10 protein-coding genes are annotated in these 21,381 nt (G+C 68.5%); 3 read left to right on the forward strand and 7 right to left on the reverse strand.

Translation table 11 applies throughout. The features are described 5' to 3' along the window. Positions 1–15: 15 nt before the first annotated feature. The 7 genes from ACFSL4_RS33310 to ACFSL4_RS33340 form a co-directional block, all read right to left on the reverse strand. Positions 16–3,429 (reverse strand): Swt1 family HEPN domain-containing protein, encoded by a 3,414-nt coding sequence (locus ACFSL4_RS33310; protein WP_381091288.1) that lies wholly within the window; start codon positions 3,427–3,429, stop codon positions 16–18. Continuing rightward, a complete protein-coding gene (locus ACFSL4_RS33315) occupies positions 3,429–6,287 on the reverse strand; it encodes a DUF1156 domain-containing protein (RefSeq protein WP_381091290.1) in 2,859 nt (952 codons plus the stop codon). Before ACFSL4_RS33315 ends, ACFSL4_RS33310 begins: the two co-directional genes overlap by 1 nt. Before the next feature lie 79 nt (positions 6,288–6,366). Next, positions 6,367–9,591: a helicase-related protein gene (locus ACFSL4_RS33320; protein WP_381091292.1), complete on the reverse strand. Its 3,225-nt coding sequence runs from the start codon at positions 9,589–9,591 to the stop codon at positions 6,367–6,369. Positions 9,592–10,030: 439 nt separating this feature from the next. Continuing rightward, entirely contained in the window at positions 10,031–11,395 is a 1,365-nt protein-coding gene (locus ACFSL4_RS33325) for an AAA family ATPase (RefSeq protein WP_381091294.1), read from the reverse strand. After that, a complete protein-coding gene (locus tag ACFSL4_RS33330; protein WP_381091295.1) occupies positions 11,392–12,903 on the reverse strand; it encodes a hypothetical protein in 1,512 nt (503 codons plus the stop codon). Before ACFSL4_RS33330 ends, ACFSL4_RS33325 begins: the two co-directional genes overlap by 4 nt. Continuing rightward, positions 12,900–14,018 (reverse strand): hypothetical protein, encoded by a 1,119-nt coding sequence (locus ACFSL4_RS33335; protein ID WP_381091297.1) that lies wholly within the window; start codon positions 14,016–14,018, stop codon positions 12,900–12,902. The genes ACFSL4_RS33330 and ACFSL4_RS33335 overlap by 4 nt, the downstream gene beginning before the upstream one ends. Before the next feature lie 99 nt (positions 14,019–14,117). Next, positions 14,118–14,993 carry a hypothetical protein gene (locus tag ACFSL4_RS33340; protein ID WP_381091299.1) on the reverse strand — a complete coding sequence of 292 codons (876 nt, stop codon included), beginning with the start codon at positions 14,991–14,993 and terminating at the stop codon, positions 14,118–14,120. Between the two features lie 135 nt (positions 14,994–15,128). On the opposite strand from ACFSL4_RS33340, the gene ACFSL4_RS33345 reads away from it, so the two are divergent. The 3 genes from ACFSL4_RS33345 to ACFSL4_RS33355 are packed head-to-tail and all read left to right on the forward strand — an operon-like array spanning position 15,129 to position 21,371. Then, positions 15,129–16,769 (forward strand): PD-(D/E)XK nuclease family protein, encoded by a 1,641-nt coding sequence (locus ACFSL4_RS33345; RefSeq protein WP_381091300.1) that lies wholly within the window; start codon positions 15,129–15,131, stop codon positions 16,767–16,769. Continuing rightward, on the forward strand, positions 16,766–17,941 hold the full coding sequence (locus ACFSL4_RS33350) for a pPIWI_RE_Y domain-containing protein (protein ID WP_381091302.1): 1,176 nt from the start codon (positions 16,766–16,768) through the stop codon (positions 17,939–17,941). Before ACFSL4_RS33345 ends, ACFSL4_RS33350 begins: the two co-directional genes overlap by 4 nt. Continuing rightward, positions 17,934–21,371, forward strand: coding sequence for a pPIWI_RE_Z domain-containing protein (locus ACFSL4_RS33355; RefSeq protein ID WP_381091304.1), 3,438 nt, complete (start codon positions 17,934–17,936; stop codon positions 21,369–21,371). Before ACFSL4_RS33350 ends, ACFSL4_RS33355 begins: the two co-directional genes overlap by 8 nt. Positions 21,372–21,381 lie beyond the last annotated feature (10 nt).

Here is a 21,381-nt window from a genome sequence, read left to right on the forward strand (position 1 = left end):
CCAGCACGGACCGACTCAGTTCTCTTCGAAACCTGTGTCTTCGAACTTCAGCTGGGCGGCGTTCTCTCTGACGGTACGTACCTGCTGTTCGGTGAATCCGTCGGCAGCGCTTGCGGTGATCTCGATACGGACCTCGAGCGTGACGCCGTCGGCGGCTTCGAGATGCGCCAGGACCTCCTGCTGGATATTGGCGAAGTCGGCAGCAGGACGGTTGGGATTAAGGGTCTTGACACCCCAGAACCTGCGCGTGACCTTCTTCGCAGGCGGAGGCGAAGGCTGAGAGCCGGGACCCGTCGTAGGCGTGACAGCACCGGGACTGGAAGACGGGCTGCTGCTTTCACCACTATTGCCGCCATCCGCAGGGGTGACCGGTGCGATCGGCGGGGTGGCCACAACCCGTGCGCGCTGGGCGATGGCTCGGGCTGGTTGGACAAGGAGCGTGTCGTCGGTGACGAAGCTGGGATCGGGCTTGTCGCCGTGGATCCAGAGGTTCTGGTACTCGTCGGTGGCCTCGTCGTAGCCGTCGGCGAAGGCGAAGGCGTCTTGCTGCCAGAGGAGGACGTCAGCAGCACCGAGTACGGCCTGCTCAAGCACATGCCGGTTGGGCAGGCGCTTGAGGTAGGGGTACTGCGTGTACCAGGACCACAGGTCGCCGAACCTCACATGCCCCTTGCCCCAGGCGTTGGCCAGGGCGCCTTCGAGAGCCATACGCACCAGCGTGGCCCCGAGCACCGGGGTGATCCAGCCCTTGGCCTTGAGTGCCGCGGTGACGCGCTCGGCGAGGGAACCACCGTCCTTGGCGATACGAGTGAAGGAGATGGTGGGCTTCTGGCCGGGCAGCTCGGTCGGGATCAGCGCTGCGGTGAATGCCGCTCGGACACGGTCGTCGACAGCCGCGTCCAACTGGCGTGCGCGGGTGACGGACTGCTTGCGCTGCTGGGCGCTCAGCTCGAGTTCTTCGGCCTCGTCCGCGATGGACTTCCAGGCCCGGTACTCCCGCACCACTCCGTCGAGCTCGGGGTAGGTGTCCCGATCGGCGGCGACCATGACCAGCATGTTGCGGCGCTGCCGCTGCCCGTTACCTGCCTCCCGCAGGAGACGCGCGGCAAAGTCCGTGGCGGTGGAGGCGTCCTTGCCCCAGGTGAACTTCGGGTGCAGGACCACGAGCTTGAGCACCTCGGAATCGGGGATGTCCCCGGTGTCGAGAGGCGCGGCGTGCACGGCACCGAAGGAAGCCTTGGATGCCTTCGCCGTGGCCTTGAGGCGTTCGATGATGGTGGCGTGCACGTCGGCCTCGCTGTAGCCGGCCGCACGATCGGCGGCCACGCGGGAGACCGAAGCGGCCAGGTCGTACCAGGAGCGGTCGCCGTCCTCATAGAAGTAGGTGGCACGCTGGCCCAGCAGGGCGCGCGCGTCACCGATGTGGTTGATGACGTCACCAGGAACTGCGGTGCCCAGGCGGAGCTGCTGGATGTCCACGCCCTTGTGTGCCGAGCGCAGCGTCGGGACGGTCGCGATGAACACAGATCGGGCGACACGCCTGGTAAGGGCCCGCTGCCCGAACGACGGACGCTCGTGGTCGATCTGAACCGGGGTGGCCCCCTCCCCGTCGACGTCCTTGTCTACCACCGGCTTCCAGTTGTCATCGAGATACTTGGTGATCTCGCTGAATACCTGGGTGTCGTGGACGGGTACGGCGCCGGGGGTGATGAGCGGTGTGGTGTCATTGGCCGCCCACAGTGAGTTGATGACCACGCTCATTAGACGCAGCACGCCGCGGGTGCGCTGGAACTTCGGCAGCGTCGACCAGTCCTCGTAGAGCCGGTCGAACAGCTCGGGATGGATCGGGTACGCCGCTCGGATGCGCTGCTCGTACGCGCCGGTGGTCGTCTCGCGCGGGAAGAACCCGGTGTTCTCCTGGTAGTACTTCACGTACTGCTTGGCCACCGCGGCGATGTCCGCCAGGGCCACAGCGTCGGGTTCTTCGAACAGGCGCCGCCGGACGATCTCGAAGGATTCGATGTTGTTGGCCGGTCGCCAGTCGTCGGCGTTCCGGCCGATGGTGTGCTGCAGGGTTTCCAGAGCGACGTGCCCGTTGGGGCCGCCCACCTCCAGTGCCGAGCCGCCGCCTCCGTTGTCGAGGGAGTCGGAGGCGGGGATGGAGACCACCAGCATGACGCCGGGGATGGACTTGGCCATCTCGGTCAGGTGCTGGGCGAAGGTGTGCTGAGTTGCGAATGTTCCGCCGGGCAGGTCGTCGCGGCCGACGAGTTGGCGGGCGTAGGCCACCCACTCGTCGATCAGGATCAGCACGCTCTTGCCGCCGGCGACGACGTCACGTACGACGGCGTCCAGGGCGTCGCCGGGGTCGGTGCCGGTCGCATCAGCCATTGCGATGCGGTCGAACGCCTCGCGATCTCCGAGCTGCCAGGCCAACTCCCCCCAGAGCGTGCGCACCTGCGTGCCATCGTCCTTAGGGATCGGCTGGCTCGGGGAGAGCTTTGTGCCCACCAAGGTGACCCGCTTCACGTCCAGAGACTTCAGCGGATCGCCGTCGCCCGTGGGCAGGGAGGCATGTACCACGTCCTGGACGGCCTGCGGCAGCGCGTTCGTGGTCAAGCCGCCGGAGAACAGGTGGTACAAGGCCAGCATCGAGTGCGTCTTGCCGCCACCGAACTGGGTCTGCAGATTTATCACCGGGCTTGCCCCGGCATCCCCGGAAAGACGCTTGAGCGCACGAGTCAGCAGGTCGGACAGACCACTGGTGAGATAGGTACGGGAGAAGAACTCAGCCGGGTTCAGGTACTCCGGCGCCGCAGTGTGGCCATGGGCCACCGCGTACAGGTCGGCGGCGAACTCCGCAGCGGAGAACTGCCCGCGGATCACGTCGGCGTGCGGCCGGATGACCTCACGCCACGGCTTGATCGCCGTACCGGCCTGCATACCGGCCACCTTGACCGCCTGCGCTTCACGCGTCAGCCGGTTGCGCGTCTGCTTCTCGAAGACCTCACGCTGGTGTTCCATGCGCGTCTTCGCTACTGCATCAGCCTCGTCGGCGGCACCGATCACCGTCAGCAGACGCTCGATCGTGTCCAGCGCGCGGTAGGTGTCGTCCGAGGAGAACTTCTGCCCGTGGTGCGCTGCGTTCGCCGTCTCCCGCAGCTCGGAGGCCAACGCGGACTGTGGGCGCGACAGGTCCTTCTCGAATACCTTCCATCGCTCGGTGACCATGCGCAGCAGGAACCGCACGTCGTCGCGTGAGTACGTCTTGGCTGTGCCGAACTTCGCTTCGTCCTCTGCGGCGATCAGCTCTACCCAGTCCTTGCCGGCTGGAGCCTGCGCCGACATACGCATGTCGACCCACGGGCGCATCCCCTCGAGCAGCTGGTCGAGTCCGCGCAGCACCTTCTCGTTGTTCGTCAGCGCCATCAGATCTCCTCCCCAAAGAGCGTCTCGGCCACAGCGGCCGGGCGGATCGTGGTCGACGTCGCGGAGACATCGGCCCACGCCCCTCCAAGCCCATTGAACAACCCTGCGGTTGAGGCATCCTGAGACTCCATCAGCTCGTACAGGCGAGTGGCCAGGCGGTTGACCTCGTCCAGGTCCACCTTCCCCTTCACTCCGGCCATGAGCCTGGCGGCCTCCTCGCGTCCCTCGGTCGCGTACGCGCGTGCCAGATGGCAGGTGACCTCCCACAGGGACAGCCGGTCGTCGTGAGCCGGATCCCATCGGGGGTCCAGATCCAGCGGCTTGATGAGCGCGACCTTTCCGCCGCCGGAGGTCAGGACTCCGCCGCGGGCAATCCCGTCCACCGATAGCCCCAAGGGCACAGCTAGCGACTCGGCGTCACCGTAGGGGCGTGTGTCCCAGCCGTAGGAGCGGAACCAGTCCAGGCAGAATCGGGTGTCGGCGTCCAGCTCGGCGTCATGCTCGTTCTGCAACGCGTCGAACGTCTGGTTGATCAGCGCCAGCGCAGTCTTCACGGACATCGTGGAACCGTCGTCTTCCAGCACGCGGGAGAAGCGGGAGAACACTGCCATCCCCGGCCCCAGAATCGTCTGCCGCAGGTCCGCTGGGGCAATGGCGCCCTCGTGAATACGGGGCAGCGCTTCCTCCAACTCGGCGTGCAAGGCCGAGAGGAATCCCATGCGATCAGTGGCCGATGCTGTCTCCTTGCGTGGCCGCAATGCGAGCACGATGGAAGATGCGAGGGCGTTAGTACCCACCGAGATCATCCGGCCGCTGCGCTCGGAGCGGACTGGCCAGGTCGCGGTAATGGTCCAGCCAGCCCGGATCATGCCCTCCAAGAGAGTGGACCATCCGGTGCTGGCAATTCCCTCCTTTTCTAGTTCAGACTGTTTGAAAGCGTAGAATGCGGTGATCGGGTATTCTGATGATGCTGATTGCCGGGTGTGGGTAAATACCCGCTCGAATCCCTCCTCGAAGAACTTTTCTGCTTTCGCCCTCCCTCCATGTCGATAGGGGTTGGCGACTAGCTCTTCCTTCTTCGGGACGAGCATTGTACCGAAGAGGTCCGGGTGGATTCCTCGGAGGGATCGACGAAGCCAGACGTAGAAGAAGTCAGACAAATCGGAGTAGCCGATGTTGTCGTAATAAGGAGGGTCGGTGGAGACCAGGAGGCCAGAGTAGTCCCGACTAGCCGCGTCTGCTTGGTGTGAGAACCCTGGAACTTGATCCGCAGGGACGGAGTCGATGCCGGAAGATACCCAAGTCACATGGTTTCCGAAATTGCCTACCGCGTTGGAGAGGACGTTGACTTCAATAAAATCCCAGGTCATGGCGATGGCGTGGCGGGGGAACGTGTTCCTGACCTTCTCGACCCCGTTGATCCAGCTGCAGATTGAAGAAGACCAATCGGCAAGCTTCGAGATTGCCATGGAAAGGTACGTCGCTACCGCATCAGCGTAGGCCTCAGCTCCCACGCCGCCGCGGGCCAGGGATTCACCACGGGGGCGGCCGACCGCGAGCGCATCCTTGAGTGCCATTTCTCGCGCCTCGGCAACTAGATCGCTGAACGTCACGAGGGCGGTGAGCTGCCTATTGGTGAATAGATCGACATAGTCGGTCATTCCATAGGCTTGAACTCGGAAACCGAGCGTAGCGTCGGGGAGGCTCCCAAGAGGTACTGACTCCGGCTGCGATAGATCTGCTGACGAGATATGGGCGCTGGTGGGTTTCAGGTAAATCCGGCGACGATCACCTTCGGCGATGATGGCCATCAATTGCTCGCGCACTTGTTTAGCGCGGCCTTTCTCGCGGATGTACTTGAATTCGACAGCGCTGTGGCAGGCGATGCAGGTGGCCCCCTTGCGATCTACCGTGCCCTCGCTGTCCTTACCTGGGGCAAACTGCGGGTCATGCCCTATGGCGAACTCCACGCGCCGCCCGCCCGGTGAAGTGGTGTCGGGTACGATCCTAGGGGCGACGTAAGCCTCCTTGCCCTTCTTCTTGCTAAGCCACCAAGAGCGCACAAGAGGCATTCGGATCCCGCAGGCGGGGTTGGGGCAAATTACGGTGCGGGCCCAGAGCCAGGCGATCACTGGTGCTTGCGTGTGCTTGCCGGTGGGTTCGCCGTCTCGTCCCAGAATAGGAACCTGCGCGTCGGGGTAGTGATGTCCAATCCGCCGTTTAGCCTGGTCGAACATCCACATTCCGTATCGGCGCACGTCCTCAGCCAGGCCGGTGGCGCGAGGCCAATCGTTGACCTGGGTATCGGCTGCCCCCGGGAACACAGGTGCTTGTCCGGCGAACTTCGGTGGGATTTCGATCAACGCCCTGGTCTTGAGGGACGGGACGGGATTGAGATCACTGCCGTGTGCTTCGAGCCCGAGTCGCTGTGCTTCGACGGGGATGGTTCCTCCCCCGGAGAACGGGTCGAGGATGGCTGGCGGCTTTCCGTCGGTGTACTTGAGAATCGCTTCCCGAGCCTCGCGGTAGACCCTTTCGTTGTTCGTGTTCTCCCACCGCGCAATCCTGCGAATAATCCAGTGCAGTCGTTCGCGTTCGGCCTTCTGCTCTTCCTCAGTGGGAAACAGATCTGGCCGCGAGGAGGGGTCGTCGACGAGCTGAGCGAACAGTACAGCTCGGATCGAAGCGAGAGGGCGTGGTGCCCACCACAGGTGCATAGTTGCCGGGTGCCCCTTGCGGGGGACGGACTTCTCATGGGCAGAGGCGTCGTTGATGTCCTCCAGCGGGAGAGAGACCTCGATGAGCTTGCGTCGGGGGACAGAACCTGACGGCGTTCCGGGCTGCACTGCGGTGTTCACCTACTCAATCTAGATTCCGAGGCGCTCGAACCGTGCCTCGGGTGGCGTTCGAGCGGATGAAGCGTGTGGATCTTGTGCGTCAGAGGGGCTCTACACCGCGGTCCCACTCCGCCTTCCAGTTGCGGCGCAAGTCGTCGACGTACTTGTCCAGGACCAGGTCGGCGAAGGGGTTGAGCACATAGCGGACCTGGTCGTTCGACCCGTCGGGGGTGTCAGGATCCACGGCGACGAGCGCGAGCCGGTAGTCGGGCTCGGCGTTCTTGGCGTAGCCGACCTCGCTGGTGGTGACGGTGAAGTTGTCAGCGCCTAGCACACGCCCCTTGACCTCAATGAAGATCAGGTGGCCGTCGGGCTTGCGGGAACGGATGTCGAAGCCCTTGTTGGAGTGCGCCATCTCCTCAGGCACCCGCCCGAGCCGACGCTCGGCAGCCAGTACAGCATCTACGGCACGGCGTTCGGTGACGGAGGTGTCCAAGGCAAAGCTGCCAGGCGTCGGCTGTTCACCGGCGACGCCTGGGACGACCGAGGCGGGCAGGACGAGCGCTGCGCTGACGATCTTCGGCGGGTGCACGGTGACCTGGGTCTCGAGGTCGAGCTCGCTTTGGCGGCGCGCGAGTCGGGCCTCCAGGGAACGGGCGCGTTCACGTGCGGTGGCCGGTGAGATACGGATCTTCTTACCTGCCGCCTGTGCCTCGGCAAGCTTGATCGACTCACCGTCCCAGTAGTTCATCTGAGCCAGCAGCCGCTGACGTACTAGCTTGCGCGTCCGTTCGACAGCCGGGACGACGCGAGCGATGACATCGGCCCGGTGTTCGGGCAGGCCATGCTGGATTGCCCAGTTCTGAGCAATCTTCTCAACGCCGTCGGCAAGCCAGGGCGAGGACAGCTCGGAGTTGATGGCAAGGGCCAGCGCGGTGTGCTGCTCCATATTCAGGTCCGCGGGCAGGGACAGGTCGAGGTACGGGGCGGGGCCTGCTGGCTGTGCGGTTCCGTCCGGCAGCACGGAGACGTACTCGAACCTCTTGCTGATTGCTGTGCCGCGCCCGTCCGAGAGCTCTTCCAGCAGGGCGAAGACAAGGCGGGGGGTGGTGGCGGTCCGGTCCAGGAAGGTTGCTCCACGGGTCAGGGTGTCGCCGTACCTGTTCAGGATCTCGGTGATGATCGCGTCCATCAGCGGATGACCGGGTGCTATGAGCTCGGCGTCCGGGCGTCCGGGCATCACCACGGCCGAGGGCTCGAAGGTGATGCGCCCGTAGCGCGGGCTGATGGTACGCCGACCTTCCCGCAGGACCGCCGGCACCTGTGTCAGCTCGAACCGGTCCTTCTCCCGCTTGGAGGCTCGCCCGCCTAGGGCACGCAGGGACTCCATGACGAAGGCCTGCACGAAGTGGGGCTGCATGCGCCGGGCGCGGGCCTCGTCCATCTGCCGGCGCAGCTCGGTCAGCTCCTCCAGCCCGATCTCCGGGGTGGCCAGGGCGCGTTCCTTGATCAGCTCCTGGAGGCCGTCGGCTACGGACTTGTCGATGACCTGGTCCAGATAAGCGCGGACCTCGGGCTGCTCGCCGTAGCGGATGGCTCGCACGAGCAGGTCACGCAGCGGCTCGTCAGCGAAGGCGTTCTCACCCAGGACGTCGAAGACCTTGCCGCCGTAGGCGCGGCGCTGCTGCTCGATCTTGGTCAGCAGGCGCTGGAAGACCTGGCCCTCCCTGGTCTCGGAGGCCACGAGGTTCCACAGGCGGCAGACTTCGCGCTGGCCGATGCGGTGGATACGCCCGAAGCGCTGCTCGATGCGGTTGGGATTCCAGGGGAGGTCATAGTTGACCATGAGGTGCGCGGCCTGGAGGTTCAGTCCTTCGCCGGCGGCGTCGGTGGCGATCAGAACGTGGCAGCGAGGGTCGTTGGTGAACTTGGTGCGGATCTCCCGACGAGCCTGTCGCGCGGTGCCACCGTGGATGGTGCATACGGCATCCTCGTCGCCGCCCAGCAGAGTGGTGATCCGGCCTGCGAGGTAGTCGAGGGTGTCGCGGTGCTCGGTGAAGACAATGATCTTGTGCGGGGCGTGGCGGTCACTGCTCAGACCGTCTTCGCGGGCCTTGAGGACAAGGGAACGCAATTCCTGCCACTTGCGATCCTCACCCGAGGTACGGACCTGCTGGGCGATCTCTTCAAGACGTGCCAGGACCGCGAGCTCGGCGTCCAGCTCGGCTGCCGTGCGTGCGGCGGTGGCGGCGTCCAGGACCTCGCTCTCCAGCTGCTCCAGCTCGGCGGCACCCCACTCGTCGGAGTCGAAGTCCTCCGGGTCGAACGACAGCGTCTCGGGTGGGGGAACGAACGGGCCTGCCAGGATCTGCTCACGGTGGGCGCGCAGGCGTGCGGCGCGGCGCCGGATCGACTGGTAGATCGCCTCCGGGCTCGACGCCAGGCGTCGCTGCAGGACCGTGAGCGCGAAGCCGACGGTGCGTCGTCTGCCGTCGGCTCGCTCGGCCCGGTTCATCTCCGTGCGTACGTACTCGGTGACTTCTTCGTACAGGTGCATCTCCAGAGGGGAGAGCGTGTACTCGACGGTCTCGGCCACCCGCTCGGGGAACAGCGGCTTGCCGTCGAAGGTGAGCAGGTCCTCCTTGATCATCCGGCGCATCAGTCCGGTGGTGTCGGTGGAGTGCACGCCTTGGCGGTACTGCCCGGCGAACCTGTCGGGGTCCAGTAAAGCGAGGAACGTCTGGAAGTTGGCTTCCGACCCCGAGTGAGGGGTGGCGGTCATCAGCAGGAAGTGCCGGGTGATCTTGCCGAGCAGCTGGCCCAACTCGTAGCGGCGGGTCCGCTTGAGTTCGTTGCCGAACCAGGAGGCGCTCATGCGGTGGGCCTCGTCCACGACGATGAGGTCCCATTCCGACTCCGCGAGCACGGTCTGCCACTCTTCGTTGCGGGCCAGCTGGTCCATGCGCGCGATCAGCATCGGGTTGCGCCGGAACGGGTCGCCGTCGCGGTCGGCCTCCGCCAGGTCGCGTGTCAAGATCGCCATCTCGATCCCGAACTTCTCCGCGAGTTCGGTCTGCCACTGCTCGACGAGCCCACCGGGGGCCACGATCAGGCAACGCTGTATGTCCCCGCGCAGCAGCAGCTCTTTGAGATAGAGACCCGCCATGATTGTCTTCCCTGCGCCAGGATCGTCTGCCAGCAGGAAGCGCAGGGAGCCGGCTTGGGCCAGCAGCGTGCCGTAGACGGCGCGGATCTGGTGGGGCAGCGGGTCGATGTCACTGGTCTCCACTGCCAGCATCGGGTCCGACAGACCCGCGTGCTGCATGCGCAGCGCCTCAGCCGCAAGACGGAACTGTTCAGGGGTGGCGTCGAACGACCACCGTGACCTCGGTGCTTCACGCCGCAGCCCGGTGATGTCTTCGGGGAAAAGCACCTGATCGAACAGGTGTCCGGAGTCGTCGCGGACCGTAATCTGAAGAGCGTCACCAACCGGCGTGGCAGCCACGACGGTGACCGACCCCGAGGCCAATCCGGTCAGGCGAACCCCAGGCTCGACATCATCGGCGTGCATAGGACCCTTCCCCCCACAACCAGGCGCTGAGAAACTCGGCGCCGACCGCCTTGGACGTCGCTGCTTCATCGAGAGCGTAGTTACGAGTGCCCGACGTCACTGACGAACGCTGCCAAGGCGCTGCACATGTGGCATTCAACCACTTTCTCCACAGACATTTCACATCTTGGTGATGATCGGAATTCATGGGTTCTCACGCTGCCCGCACCCGATGCTCCCCCGCCTCCAAAAGCCCCATGACCACCTGATGCGCCCGCCACCCATCCGGAAACTTGGGCGGCACATCCAGGTACACAGGACTGCTCCGCGGATGCCGGTCCAGCAGGTCGCGGATGCCGGCGCGGGCCACCACGATGCAGGCGAAGCGGTGCCGGGAGAGCAGGACGCACAGACGGCCCGTCTCCAGGTGGAACGCGGAGGCGTCCTGGCGGCCGGACAGCGGGTGCCAGACCAGGGTGACGTCGAACTCGCGGCCCTGGAGGCGGTTGGCGGTGTCCACGGTGATGCCGGTCAGGCCGCGAGTGGCGAGACGGGAGCGGACCGCGTCCGCCTGGACGGTGCGTGCCGTGCCGATCGCGATGCGGTCCGTGGTCAGGGGATCCCCGTTGACCAGCGCACCGCGCTCCAGCAGCCGGGCCGCCGTCGCCGCGAGGGCCTCGGCCACCTCCGGGTCCTGGTCCAGGGTGTGGCGGGCGGGGAGTTCCAGGTGGCCCCAGCCGGAGGCGGCGGCCCGGGCGAGGACGTCGTCCAGCGGGCCGGAGCCATGGGGCAGGGTGGTGTACGAGAGCACGCGCTCCGGTGCCGTCGTACCGGGGACGAACCGGTAGAAGGGGTAGAAGGCCCGCTCGACCAGGGGTGCCGCCGTCTCTGGGAGGCGCCAGGAGACGGGGAGTTGGTGGCGTACGAGGTCGGGGTTGTGGGCGAGGGTGACGTCCACCGCGTTGCGCAGCGGGTCCCAGGTAAGGCCGTGCCAGCGGTCGGTCTCCACGGTGGCGAAGGGGTCGAGCTGGCCGGGGTCGCCGACGAAGAGGACCTGTGAGTCGTCCTGGGCGAACAGCGGGGCTGTCGCCAGGAGTCCGTCCGAGCGCATCTGGTACGCCTCGTCGACGATGGCCCACCGCCACGGCGCGCACTTGTCCGGGGTGACGAACGACCACTTCTTCGCGGTGGACACCACGACGGGCAGGTCACGCAGGTCCGTCACCTGGCTGCTCCCGGTGACGTTGGGGTGCCGGGTGACGCGGGGCGGGAGGACGTGGCCGCCGGCGTGGAGGCGGCCGAGCGCCAGACCGGGGTGCTCCCGCGCGATGCGGTCCACCAGGTCGTCGACCTGCTCGTTGGTCTGCGCGACGATCATGAGCTGGTGGCCCGCGGACGTCAGGTGCCCGGTGGCCCGCACCACCAGCGTGGACTTCCCGGCCCCGGGAGGCGAGTCCACGACGACACCCCGGCCGGGCGCGGTGTCGAGGCCGGTGAGGATCCCCGCGACCGCCTGGTCCGCGCGTTCGCCGGGAGTGAGGGCTTCGGGCTCGCCGGTGTCGGGAAGGAGGGCGGTCACTCCCAGGTCTCCTCTGCGTCCTCGTCGGTGGGCTCGTACGGCTGGGGCGGACCACCGTGGGTCCAGGGCGTGTTCTCCTCGTCGGGCAGGGCGGACGGCATGGCGGTGGGGTTGAGCGTGGTGTACGTCAGCTCCTCGCCGGTCTCCGCGAGGGTGCCGGCCGGTGCCGGGGGCTTGCGCTTCCTCGCGAAGCCGCCCTCGAGTTGGAGCAGCACGGTGTGGCCGCCGTCGCCCTCCTGCCGTACGTCGAGGATCCGGGCTCCTTGGCCCGGCCGGGCGGGGGACTTGACCTCTGTACCGACCTCCAGGCCGACGCGGGAGTCGGTGCGGAGGGTGATCGTCGGACGCCACACCTGGGACCCGGGAGGGTCGCCGGGGACGAAGCGGTCCTCGTCCCTGGCCGTCACCGTGCCCGTGAACGCCTCGCCGGTCAGCTCGTACTCCGCCATCACCAGCGGGTCGTCGTACGCGCGCTGCGCCTCGTAGCGGGCGACCGCGTCCTCCAGCCGGGCCAGGCGGCGGGCGGCTCGGACGGCCTGGTCGCGGCGGGCCTGCGGGCGGCCGTCGGCGTCCAGGTACTCGGCGTACTCGGAGAACCAGCGCCGGTCGAGGGCCCAGCGGCCGGGGACGTGGGCGCCCTCCGGCAGCTCGCGGAGCAGCTCCACGCCGCGCCACATCAGCCGCCAGGTGGGCAGCACCTGGCCCTGCAGCTCACGGTCGATCTGGCGGCCGACCGCCTCGCGTCCGCGGTCGTCGGACGCCTCGTCGTAGCGCGTCATCAGTTCGTGCAGGGTCCGGTCGAAGACCGGGTCCGTGGACGGACCGGCCGACGGCCACACGGCGGGGTCCTCCGCCTCCCGAGCCGCCCGCGCACCGTCGCTGCCCTCCGGTGGATCGATCCAGGCGAGCAGGGACGCGAGGTGGGAGTCCTCCGAGGGGCTCTGGCCCGTGGCCCAGTGCGCGGCGAGCAGCCGGGTCATCGCGAGCAGCACGGAGGAGTCCGGGAACTCGGCCAGGTCCGCGAACCAGGTCAGCCACTTGCCGAGGGCGGGCACGGACGGGTCGACCGCGTACGGCCCATCGGTGGCGCGCAGCCTGGTCAGTCGGCCGAGCAGGCGCACGTACGCGATGCCCTCGCCGTTCGGGACGAGGAGCTGCGGGGCCCGCTGGAAGCGCAGGCGTTCCTCCTTCTCCTTGCCGCGGCCGACGGTGTAGGGCTCCGTGTCCGTCCGACATCCATCGATGTACGCGAGGAGGAGCGCGGCGAGGCGCTCGGCGAACCGAAAGCGTTCGGCGCGGTTGCGCGGCTGGCGGACGGTGAGGAGGGTCGGGTGCTCGGGGTCCGTACCCGCCAGCGCGGCCAGGGGGGCGCAGGCCTCGCCGGCGAGGGTGAGCGGCACCAGGACGAACGGCTTCTCGTCCAGGTGTTGGTGGCGGACGGTCGTCAGCGGTTCGGCGCGGCCGGTGTGTGACGCCGTGAGCGTCGCGACGGTGGACAGGACGCTCATGCAGCCCCCCGGCGGAGTCGGCGCAGCCGGGCGGCGGCGCGCAGCAGGTCGACGGCTTCCGTCTCGGCCTCTCCAGGGGCGGTTGCGCCGTCCAGGTAGTCGAGCGCGGTGCGGGTGGAGTCGATGCCGGGCAGATCGTTGCGTACGCCGCTGCCCAGGCGGGCCGACGAGGCGCATCCGTCGGCCTCGTCGCGGCAGTAGCGCGCCATCTCGCAGAAGGACAGGCAGGAGGGGGTGTACGACGCGTCCAACGCCTCTATGGAAGAGGAGAGTTCGTCCGGGCTCCGGGTCGTGTCCAGGGTCGCAGTCTCGGGGAGCTGGGCCGCGAGGTCCTCGGCGCGCCGCAGTCGCGAGAGCTGGAACTGGAGGGCGTCGAGTTCCTGCCGGAGGTCGATCAGGCGGCCGTAGGGGCGGTTGGAGAAGTCCTTGGGGCAGACGAGCAGGAACTCGTGGGAGATCTGCTCGGTGGGCAGGCTGGCGGTGTCGAAGGCGCGGCGCAGGGCGAGGACGTACACCGCGGCCTGCTTGGCGGCCTCGGCGACGGCGGTGGGATCGGCCTGGCCGTCGATCGCCGCGAAGGAGCGGATCAGGACGACGTGGAACTTCCCTCCGATGCGGTGGGTGAGCGCGTCCGGTTCCAAGTACGCAGTCTGGCCAGCGACTTCGAGGGTCAGTACGGGGCGGTCGAGGATGAGCCGTACGTCCTGGCCGGAGGCCACGTGCGCGAGGAGGCGGCGGGTCTCCCGCTCGCGCACATGCAAGGCCGTGCTGCCGCGCACCTCGTTGAGGTCGGTGACATGGGCCTCTGCCACGGGGACGGAGAGCTGCTCGCGCAGCAGCCGGATGAGCTCGGCGTAGGAACCCCACTTCACGAGGTCGTGGAACGCCTGTTCGCGGGCGAGGGCGAAGGGCGACTGGCCGAAGCGCGGCTCGTAGCCGACCTGTTGAGCGAGTAACGCCTTGTCCACTCCGGCGGCGTCGAGGACGGCGCGGCGGGCGCAGGCGGGATTGGCGGTCAGGGCGGTGATCTTGCGGGCGGTGTACGGCTGAGGGGGCTGCGGTCCACGCAGCCGGGCGAGTCGGCCGTCGGGAGGTTCGGACTGCTGCGAGGGCATCGTCTCTACTTCGGGAACGTCTTCTGGAACGTCTTCTGGAGCTCACCGGCGTGCGAGGCGTCTGACGTCATCGCCGCCGGGGAGGGGCCGTCAGGTCAGTCACGGCAGGGTCCCACTCGCGTCGCGCAGCGCATCACGCATCGGTGCCGCACCGAACAGTTGCTGCGCATCCGCGAGTTGGGAACGGGCGCGCTGCGCTGCCGCTTGCCGCTGCTGGTCGTCCTCCTGCTGGTGGACGGCCGCTTCGGCGTGGGCGGCGGCGATCACGCGGGCGGGATCGGGTTGCTGGGCCGCGGCGTCGTAGGCGCCCGGGATCGTGAGGGCGAAACGGCGCAGCAGCCGCCAGGCCGCGTCAGGGGCCGGATGCCCTGCCGTGGTGAGTCGCTGGATCTGCTCGGCGGTTCCCACCGCATGGGTGAGGAAGTCGGTGCGCGGGCTGAGCGGGCCGATGATGCGCCGTTCCACGGGCCAGGTGGACAGGGCCAGGAGCCCGCGTGCGGGGACGAGACGGTCGTGGGTCAGCGCCGCGCAGATGTAGTACGGGCGTGCGTAGCCCTGCGCCTTGAAGGAGCGCTCCTCGTCACGGCGGAGGGATGCGAGTTTGGTGGCGACCAGCGACTCGGTGAAGAACGCCTCGTAGGTGGACGAGATGAGCTTCGGGGCGGCAGGGGCGCCCAGCAGGGTCAGCGCCTGGTGGACCTGTTCGCGGATCGGGATGGAGCCGTGCGTCGGGCGCTCCTTGCGGCGGGGTTCGCCTGTGGTAGCCGACGCCTGCGGGGCGGGCGGCTCGGTCAGGAGTGCCTCGCCGTCCGGTCCCGCCTCGGTCTCCAGGGCGTGCTCCCACGCGGCCTCGGCCTCGCGCAGCGCGCGACGGATGCGCGCGGTTTCGGCCTTGTCCCGCGCCCGCACGGCACCGCGCAGCTCGGTGCGCAGGTGCGACAGGCGCTGTTCGAGCTCCTCCAGTGATGCCGCCATGCGGGGCAGCTTAGCGCAGGAACCAGCCTCTGCCAAGAATTTCCAATGAATTCCAAGGTTTCTGCTACGGTCAAAAACGGCGGCTCACCCGGCCGGTCCGAAGGGTGCCGTCTGTTCCGAGACAAGGGGGAGGCAATGAGTCACGACACGACGGCATGGCACAGGCCGCACTGGTTGACCGGGGACGACGGCCTCGTTCGCGTAGGGCCCGGTACGGGCGGGAGCGAGGAGCGCACCTGCCCCGCGCACGCGGCCGCCAAGGCTCGGCCCGGTCTCTGGCCGGTCCGGCGTCTCCAGTTGCCGAAGCCGGAGCTCGAGACGTTCACCCTCGGGCCGGTGATGGACGCCCTCGACCAGGTCGAGTTCCACGGTGAGACTCCCGACCGGGCCCTGGCGGGGCTGCGCTCCCGCACCCCCGCCCTCCACCCCGGTCACCTGACGTACGCCGAGCACGCCCTCCGGACGTACCTGGGAGCGTGTGCCGGCGACGGTGAGCAGCGGCTGCATCCGGTGCGCCCGTACTGGGTGGCCCAGCGGGAAAACGGCAAGTTCTGGGAGATGTACGCCTGGTGGCGTAGGTACGAGTCGGCCGACGGACGACTGCGCGAGTACCGGCGGCTGCGGCACGGTGAGTCCAAGGACTCCGAGCCCGGCGAGATCGCCATCGCCGTGTACGTGGCCGTTCACGGGCGCCAGGCGGCCTGGCCCCGGAAATGGGCGCGTGCGTTCGAGCCGTACGGACCCGCCGCCCGGCCCGAGCGGGTGCGTGTCGTCGAAGTCGGGCTCGTCGACGGACGGCCTCGTGTGCAGTTCGACGGGACGGCCGAGGAGGCCGAGGCGTACTACGCCGAGCACGGGCACCCGCACGTGGCCCGTGTCGTGGCGGGCGGCAGGCCGGTACCCGGCTCGTCCTGCGTCGACTGCAAGCAGTTCACGGGCTGCGAGGCCGTGCCACGCAGGCCCGGTGTCCTCGGACTCTCCTCGCGGGTGGCACCGCTGAGGAAGGTGTCGGTCAGCGATCTGCGCTATCACGCGGCCTGCCCCGCACAGGGATTCCTCCGTGCCCTGCACCTGCCCAAGTCCGACGAGTACGGCAGCGCGGCCAGGCTGGGCCAGGCGGTGCACGGCTGGATCGAGAAGCTGCACCGGCGCCCGGCACGGCCGCCGTGCGCGCCCGGCGACATGCCCCCGGAGGGCGAGAACTGGACAGAGGGACGCTGGCGGGTCTCCGACGAGGACGCCGCGACCGGTCGGGACATGCTGCTCCACCACGTCGACGCCTGTCCCTTCCAGGACGCCGCCCTCATCCAGCGGGTCGAGCCCGAAGCCCTCCGAGTCGTCCACGACACCGCGGCGCAGGCCGTCGCCATTGCCAAACCCGACCTGCTCTACCAGGAGGACGGCTCGTGGGTGTGGCGGGAACTCAAGACGACACGGAAGCGGCGCCGCCACCACGAGGACCCTCTCGACACCTACCCCCAACTCGCCCTGGCGGTCACCCTCCTGGCGCAGGGCGCGCTGGGCGGCGATCCGGACGGCTCGCGCGTCGAGCTGGAGATCCTCCGGCCGGACGGTTCCGATCCGCACGTGATCGACCCGACGGATCCCGGCCGGCAGCGGAAGGCGCTGTCGGTTCTGCGGCGGTACGCCGGTCCGTGGCGGGAGGACGAGACATGGGACGCCCGCCCCGGACCGCATTGTCAGTCGTGCCCGGTATCACGGTGGTGTCCGAGCGCCGCGTCCGACGGCGCCGTCGCGGGAGAGGGGGAGGCGTGACCACGACCGGCATGAGGGACGCACGGTCCGAGGGCGCTCTCGAAACGGACGAGGCACTGCTCCGCCAGATCGCCAGCGCCCTGGCGTGCCTGTCCCGGCAGAGGACCGTACCCAACCCGGTCTACCCGGCGAAGGTGCAGAACGCTTACAACCGACTCGTCCTGCACTGCCTGCGCCGGGACGAGGAACCGCCCGGCAGCGTGCCGCAGATGGTCCGCTGGGCTTGTGAACGGCCGCTGACCGAGTGGCCGTTGGAACTGCCGCCCGAGAACTTCCCGGGCACGGCCCTGCTCGTCGACCCGGAGACTCGACTGCCGCAACAGCTGTGCCTGGAGTGGGAGGTGAGCGCGGCCGACCCGGCCGCCGAGCTCTTCGAGAACGAACGCATCCGGGAAGCGCTCGCCGTGTGCCGCGCGGCCAAGGCCCCCCAGGCGTACACCGCGTTCCGGGCCCTGCTCACCTCCAGGCCCGTGCTGACCGGCGCCGAGCTGGCACTGCTCGGGGGCGATCCCGACTGCGGGATGCTGCTGCACGATGTGATCAAGCGCTGCTACGAGCCCGTGCCCGCCTCCTACCTGCGGCGCGGTACGTACCGGCAGTGCGCTCGCTGCCGCTGCCTGATGGTGCCGCTGCTGCACGGTGGCCACCGGTGCGAGCTGGATCGATGCCGCCGCGACGGCACCTCGGACGACGGCACACCGCTCCGTGCCGACAGAGGCGGGGTCTTCCAGCTCAGCCGCCCCCTGCGGATGTTCATCACCAGCCCCGGGCTCGCGGAGACCGATCTGCAAGCCGCCCTGGAGAAGAAGTTCGCAGTCACCGCCGAGATGTGGCCCAACTACGACGCGTACGACCTGCGCGTCCCGCTGCCAGGGCGACGGCACTGGGCGGTGGACGTCAAGGACCGGGTGAACCCCGTTCTCCTGGCGCGCTCCCTCACACCGTTCAGGAACGAGCCGCCGTACGACCGGGCGTTCCTCGTCGTGCCCCGCTACCGCTTCCGCGACAACGAGGCGTACGGGCGGCAGTTCCGCCGCAACCTGCCGGAGGACCTGGCCGACCGGGTCACCCTCCTGGACGACCAGGCATTCCTGCGGCTGGTCGCCGATGAGATCTCCACCCCGCGCGACACGGCGGGAGACCCGCGTACCGAAGGAGGACACCGTGCGTGACCGCAGGGGATGGCACCGGCGCTGCTCACCGCAGCAGCTCACCGAGGTGTGGCCGGCGAACCTCGGCAGCTTCCGCCCCGGCGACCTTCTCGACGTCGAACTGGGCCTGTACCTGCTGCAGGACGTGACGCCCACCCGCACGGCCGCCGATGTCTGGCCGCTGCTGGGCGGTTACCCGTACAGCGAGGTGTTCGGAGACGTCCGCACAGACGAACAGCGGCTGCGTGTGCTGCGCGCCCGCCACTACCTGTGGGACATGCGGCGACGGCACGCCTGGTCGGATGCGCTGGCCGACTATCTGAAGGTCCCGCAGCACCTGCGCGGATACGACATCGACGGACCCGGCTCCGTGCCGAGCCGTCGCGAGACGTCGCGCGCCGCACGCCGTTTCGAGATCTACGAAGAGCTGCTCAGCACCGCTCCGCGGTTCGCGACACGGTCCATTCCCTTGGCCGAGGAGGGAGAGCACACCTTCCGGGTGCAGGACCGTACCCACTCCGTGGTGTTCGACGAGGAACTGCTGACGGACACCCTGCCGCGCGCCCACGCACTCGACGCACCACCGGCCGGGCACGGAGAGCCCGTCGACGTCACCTGGGAAGAGCTCGAAAAAGCCGCCGACGAGATGGACGCCGTGGAGGCGACGGCGCCGGAGGGGGCGCGGGGCGGCTGGGCCGGGCGGCTTGGGCGGGTGAAACTGCTCGTGCGCGACGCGGAACTCGGCCGCTTCACCGCACAGGGACGGCTGAGGATCGACCGGCTGCTGCACCTCGTGGGGATGGTGGGAGCCGGCAAGTCCACCCTCCGGGACATCCTGACCTACCACCTCGTGACCCGGACACCCCGCCGGGTCACCATCGTCGTCGGCGACGTGGCCGAGACGCTCGCCGTGGTGGAGCAGTTCGACCGGCTCGGTGTGCGGGCGGCGCCGATCCTCGGGCACTCCACCCGGGAACGCAACATCAACCGGCTGCACCGTCGCACCGCCACGGCCGGCGCCGCCACCATGCTCGGGCACGACCACGCGGGCTTCGCCCACCTCAGCAGCGCCTGCCCCGTCGACGTGCTGCGCGGCCTGGAAGCCCGCCGCCCGCTCGGCGTCCGTGAAGCACCGTGCATCACGCTGTACACCGTCCCCGAGCAGGAGGACACGGACGGCGATCCCCTCCTCGACGACGAGAACAGCACGCGGCGCGACGCACAGGGCCCTAAGCCGCAACGGAGACTGTGCCCGCTGTGGAACCGCTGCCCGCGCCACCGCGGGGCCCGTGACCTGGTCGACGCGCAGGTGTGGGTCGCCACCCCGGCCGGTCTGGTGCACAGCTCCGTCCCGCTGCACCAGCACCAGGAACAGCTCCGGTACCTCGAACTCGCGTGCCGGCTCAGCGACCTGGTCATCGTCGACGAGGCCGACCGGGTCCAGATGCAGCTCGACACGGCCTTCGCGCCGGCCAGCACTCTGGTCGGCAAGGCCCCGAACTCCTGGTTCGACGAGGTCGCCGTCCACAAGTTCCAGCAGATGGCCCGGGACGGCCGACTCCAGCTGTCCGCCCGTGACGTCGACGACTGGACCAACGCCGTCAACACGGTCAGCGCCGCCACCGACCGCCTCTTCGCCCTGCTCGTCAAGGACGACAATCTCAGGCGGTGGATCAGCGTCGACTACTTCAGCGCCTTCACCCTCCACAACCTGCTGCTGGACAGCTGGTTCCCGGGGCGGAAGGAGGGCGAACGCCCGCCCGCGGCGGCCCGGACGCTGGACGGCGCGCTCGGCCGGTTCCGCGACGACCCGCTGCACGAGCACCAGAGCGCGGGTGGCGACGACGAAGTGACACCCTTGGTGAACACCTTCGTCCACCTCGCCCTGGAGCTCCTGCACGCGCCCCAGGGAGCACGGACGCGCGAGAGGCTGCGCGACACGCTCACCGACATCGTCGGAGACGACAGCACGGTGCTCGCGGACGCCGACCTCCAGGCCCGGCGCTTCGAGTTCACCCTGCTCCTTTCCGCCCTGCACAGCCGTCTCGACTTCATGACCACGCTGTGGCCGCGCGTCGAGGCCGCCCTCAATCTCGAGAGCGCATCGAACGTGCTCTCCCGCAGGCCACCCAAGGACTACGAGGCGGTCATCCCAGAGTCGCCCATGGGCAACGTGCTCGGCTTCCAGTTCCGCCACGACGACCGTGAGCGTGACGGTGACCGCAGCGGTGAACTCCGCTTCTTCCACTGCAACGGTGTGGGCCGCGAACTGCTCATGCGGCTCGGAGACCTGTGCGCCGTGGACGGCCGTCCGGGCCCGCACGTCCTGCTCATGTCCGCGACGAGCTGGGCGGGCACGTCGAGCAGATACCACGTGCACGCCGAGGTGGGTGCCGTGCTGCGTCCTCACGACGAGGAAGTCGAAGCCGTCCTGGAAAGCGAGTTCCGCAAGGAGTTCCTGTACTGGCCCGGAAACGACCGACCCAAGCCGCTGCGCCTGTCCGGCTGCGACCCCGAAGAACGGCCGCAGGCCCTTCTCCACATGCTGCACCAGCTCGCGGTGCCCGACCGGAGCCTGCCCGACGCCGAGAGCATGCTGGACGCCGAGCTGAAGGAGATCGACGATCCGGACCGCCGCCGCATCCTGCTGCTCGCCGGCAGCTACGACGAGGCACGCCGGGCCGCCGAGTACCTCAACCAGATCCCCGAGTGGAACGGTCGTGTCACCCGGCTCGTGTCCGACGACGCGGACTCCGACACAGCCTGGATCCGGCTGCCGGAGGACTCCGCCGCACGGACACTGCCCCGCGGTGACGTGAAGGCATTCCCCTCGGTCGGCGGCGACATCCTCGTCGCGCCGCTGCTCGCCGTCGAGCGAGGACACAACATCGTCCTGCGCGGCGGCAAGGCGGCCATCGGCACGGTCTACTTCCTGGCACGCCCCCACCCGCGGCCCGACGACATCTCACTCGCCATCCAGTCGATCAACGACTGGGCCGTACGCCAACTCCGCGACGTCGACGGGTCCTTCCGGCAGAACGCGCTCGCCGCCGCCACACCCGACAAGGCGGCCGTGGCGTTCCGCAGCCGAGCACGCCGCCAGTGGAACCGCTTCCTCACCCGGCGGCTGGCCTGGTCCAGCCTGCGGGACGAGGAGAAGGCGTCGTTCACCTGGGACCAGCTCGTCGTCATGTGGCAGGTCATCGGCCGGCTGGTGCGCGGCGGCGTGCCGGCCCGGGTGGTCTTCGTCGACGCGGCCTTCTCCCCCCGAGAAGCCGGATTCCAGGACGCGGACACCCCCGACACCAGCCTGCTGGCGAGTATGCGTGAGGTGCTCGCCCCCTACTTCGAGGACGGGAACACGGCGGAGCGGGACCCCGCCCCGATCGACAAGTCCCTCGTCCGTGAGCTGTACGAACCGCTCTACCGCGCCCTGGTGGACATGGGCTGACAGCATCCGC

The organism is Streptomyces caeni, from assembly GCF_042678285.1.
GTDB classification, from domain to species: domain Bacteria; phylum Actinomycetota; class Actinomycetes; order Streptomycetales; family Streptomycetaceae; genus Streptomyces; species Streptomyces caeni.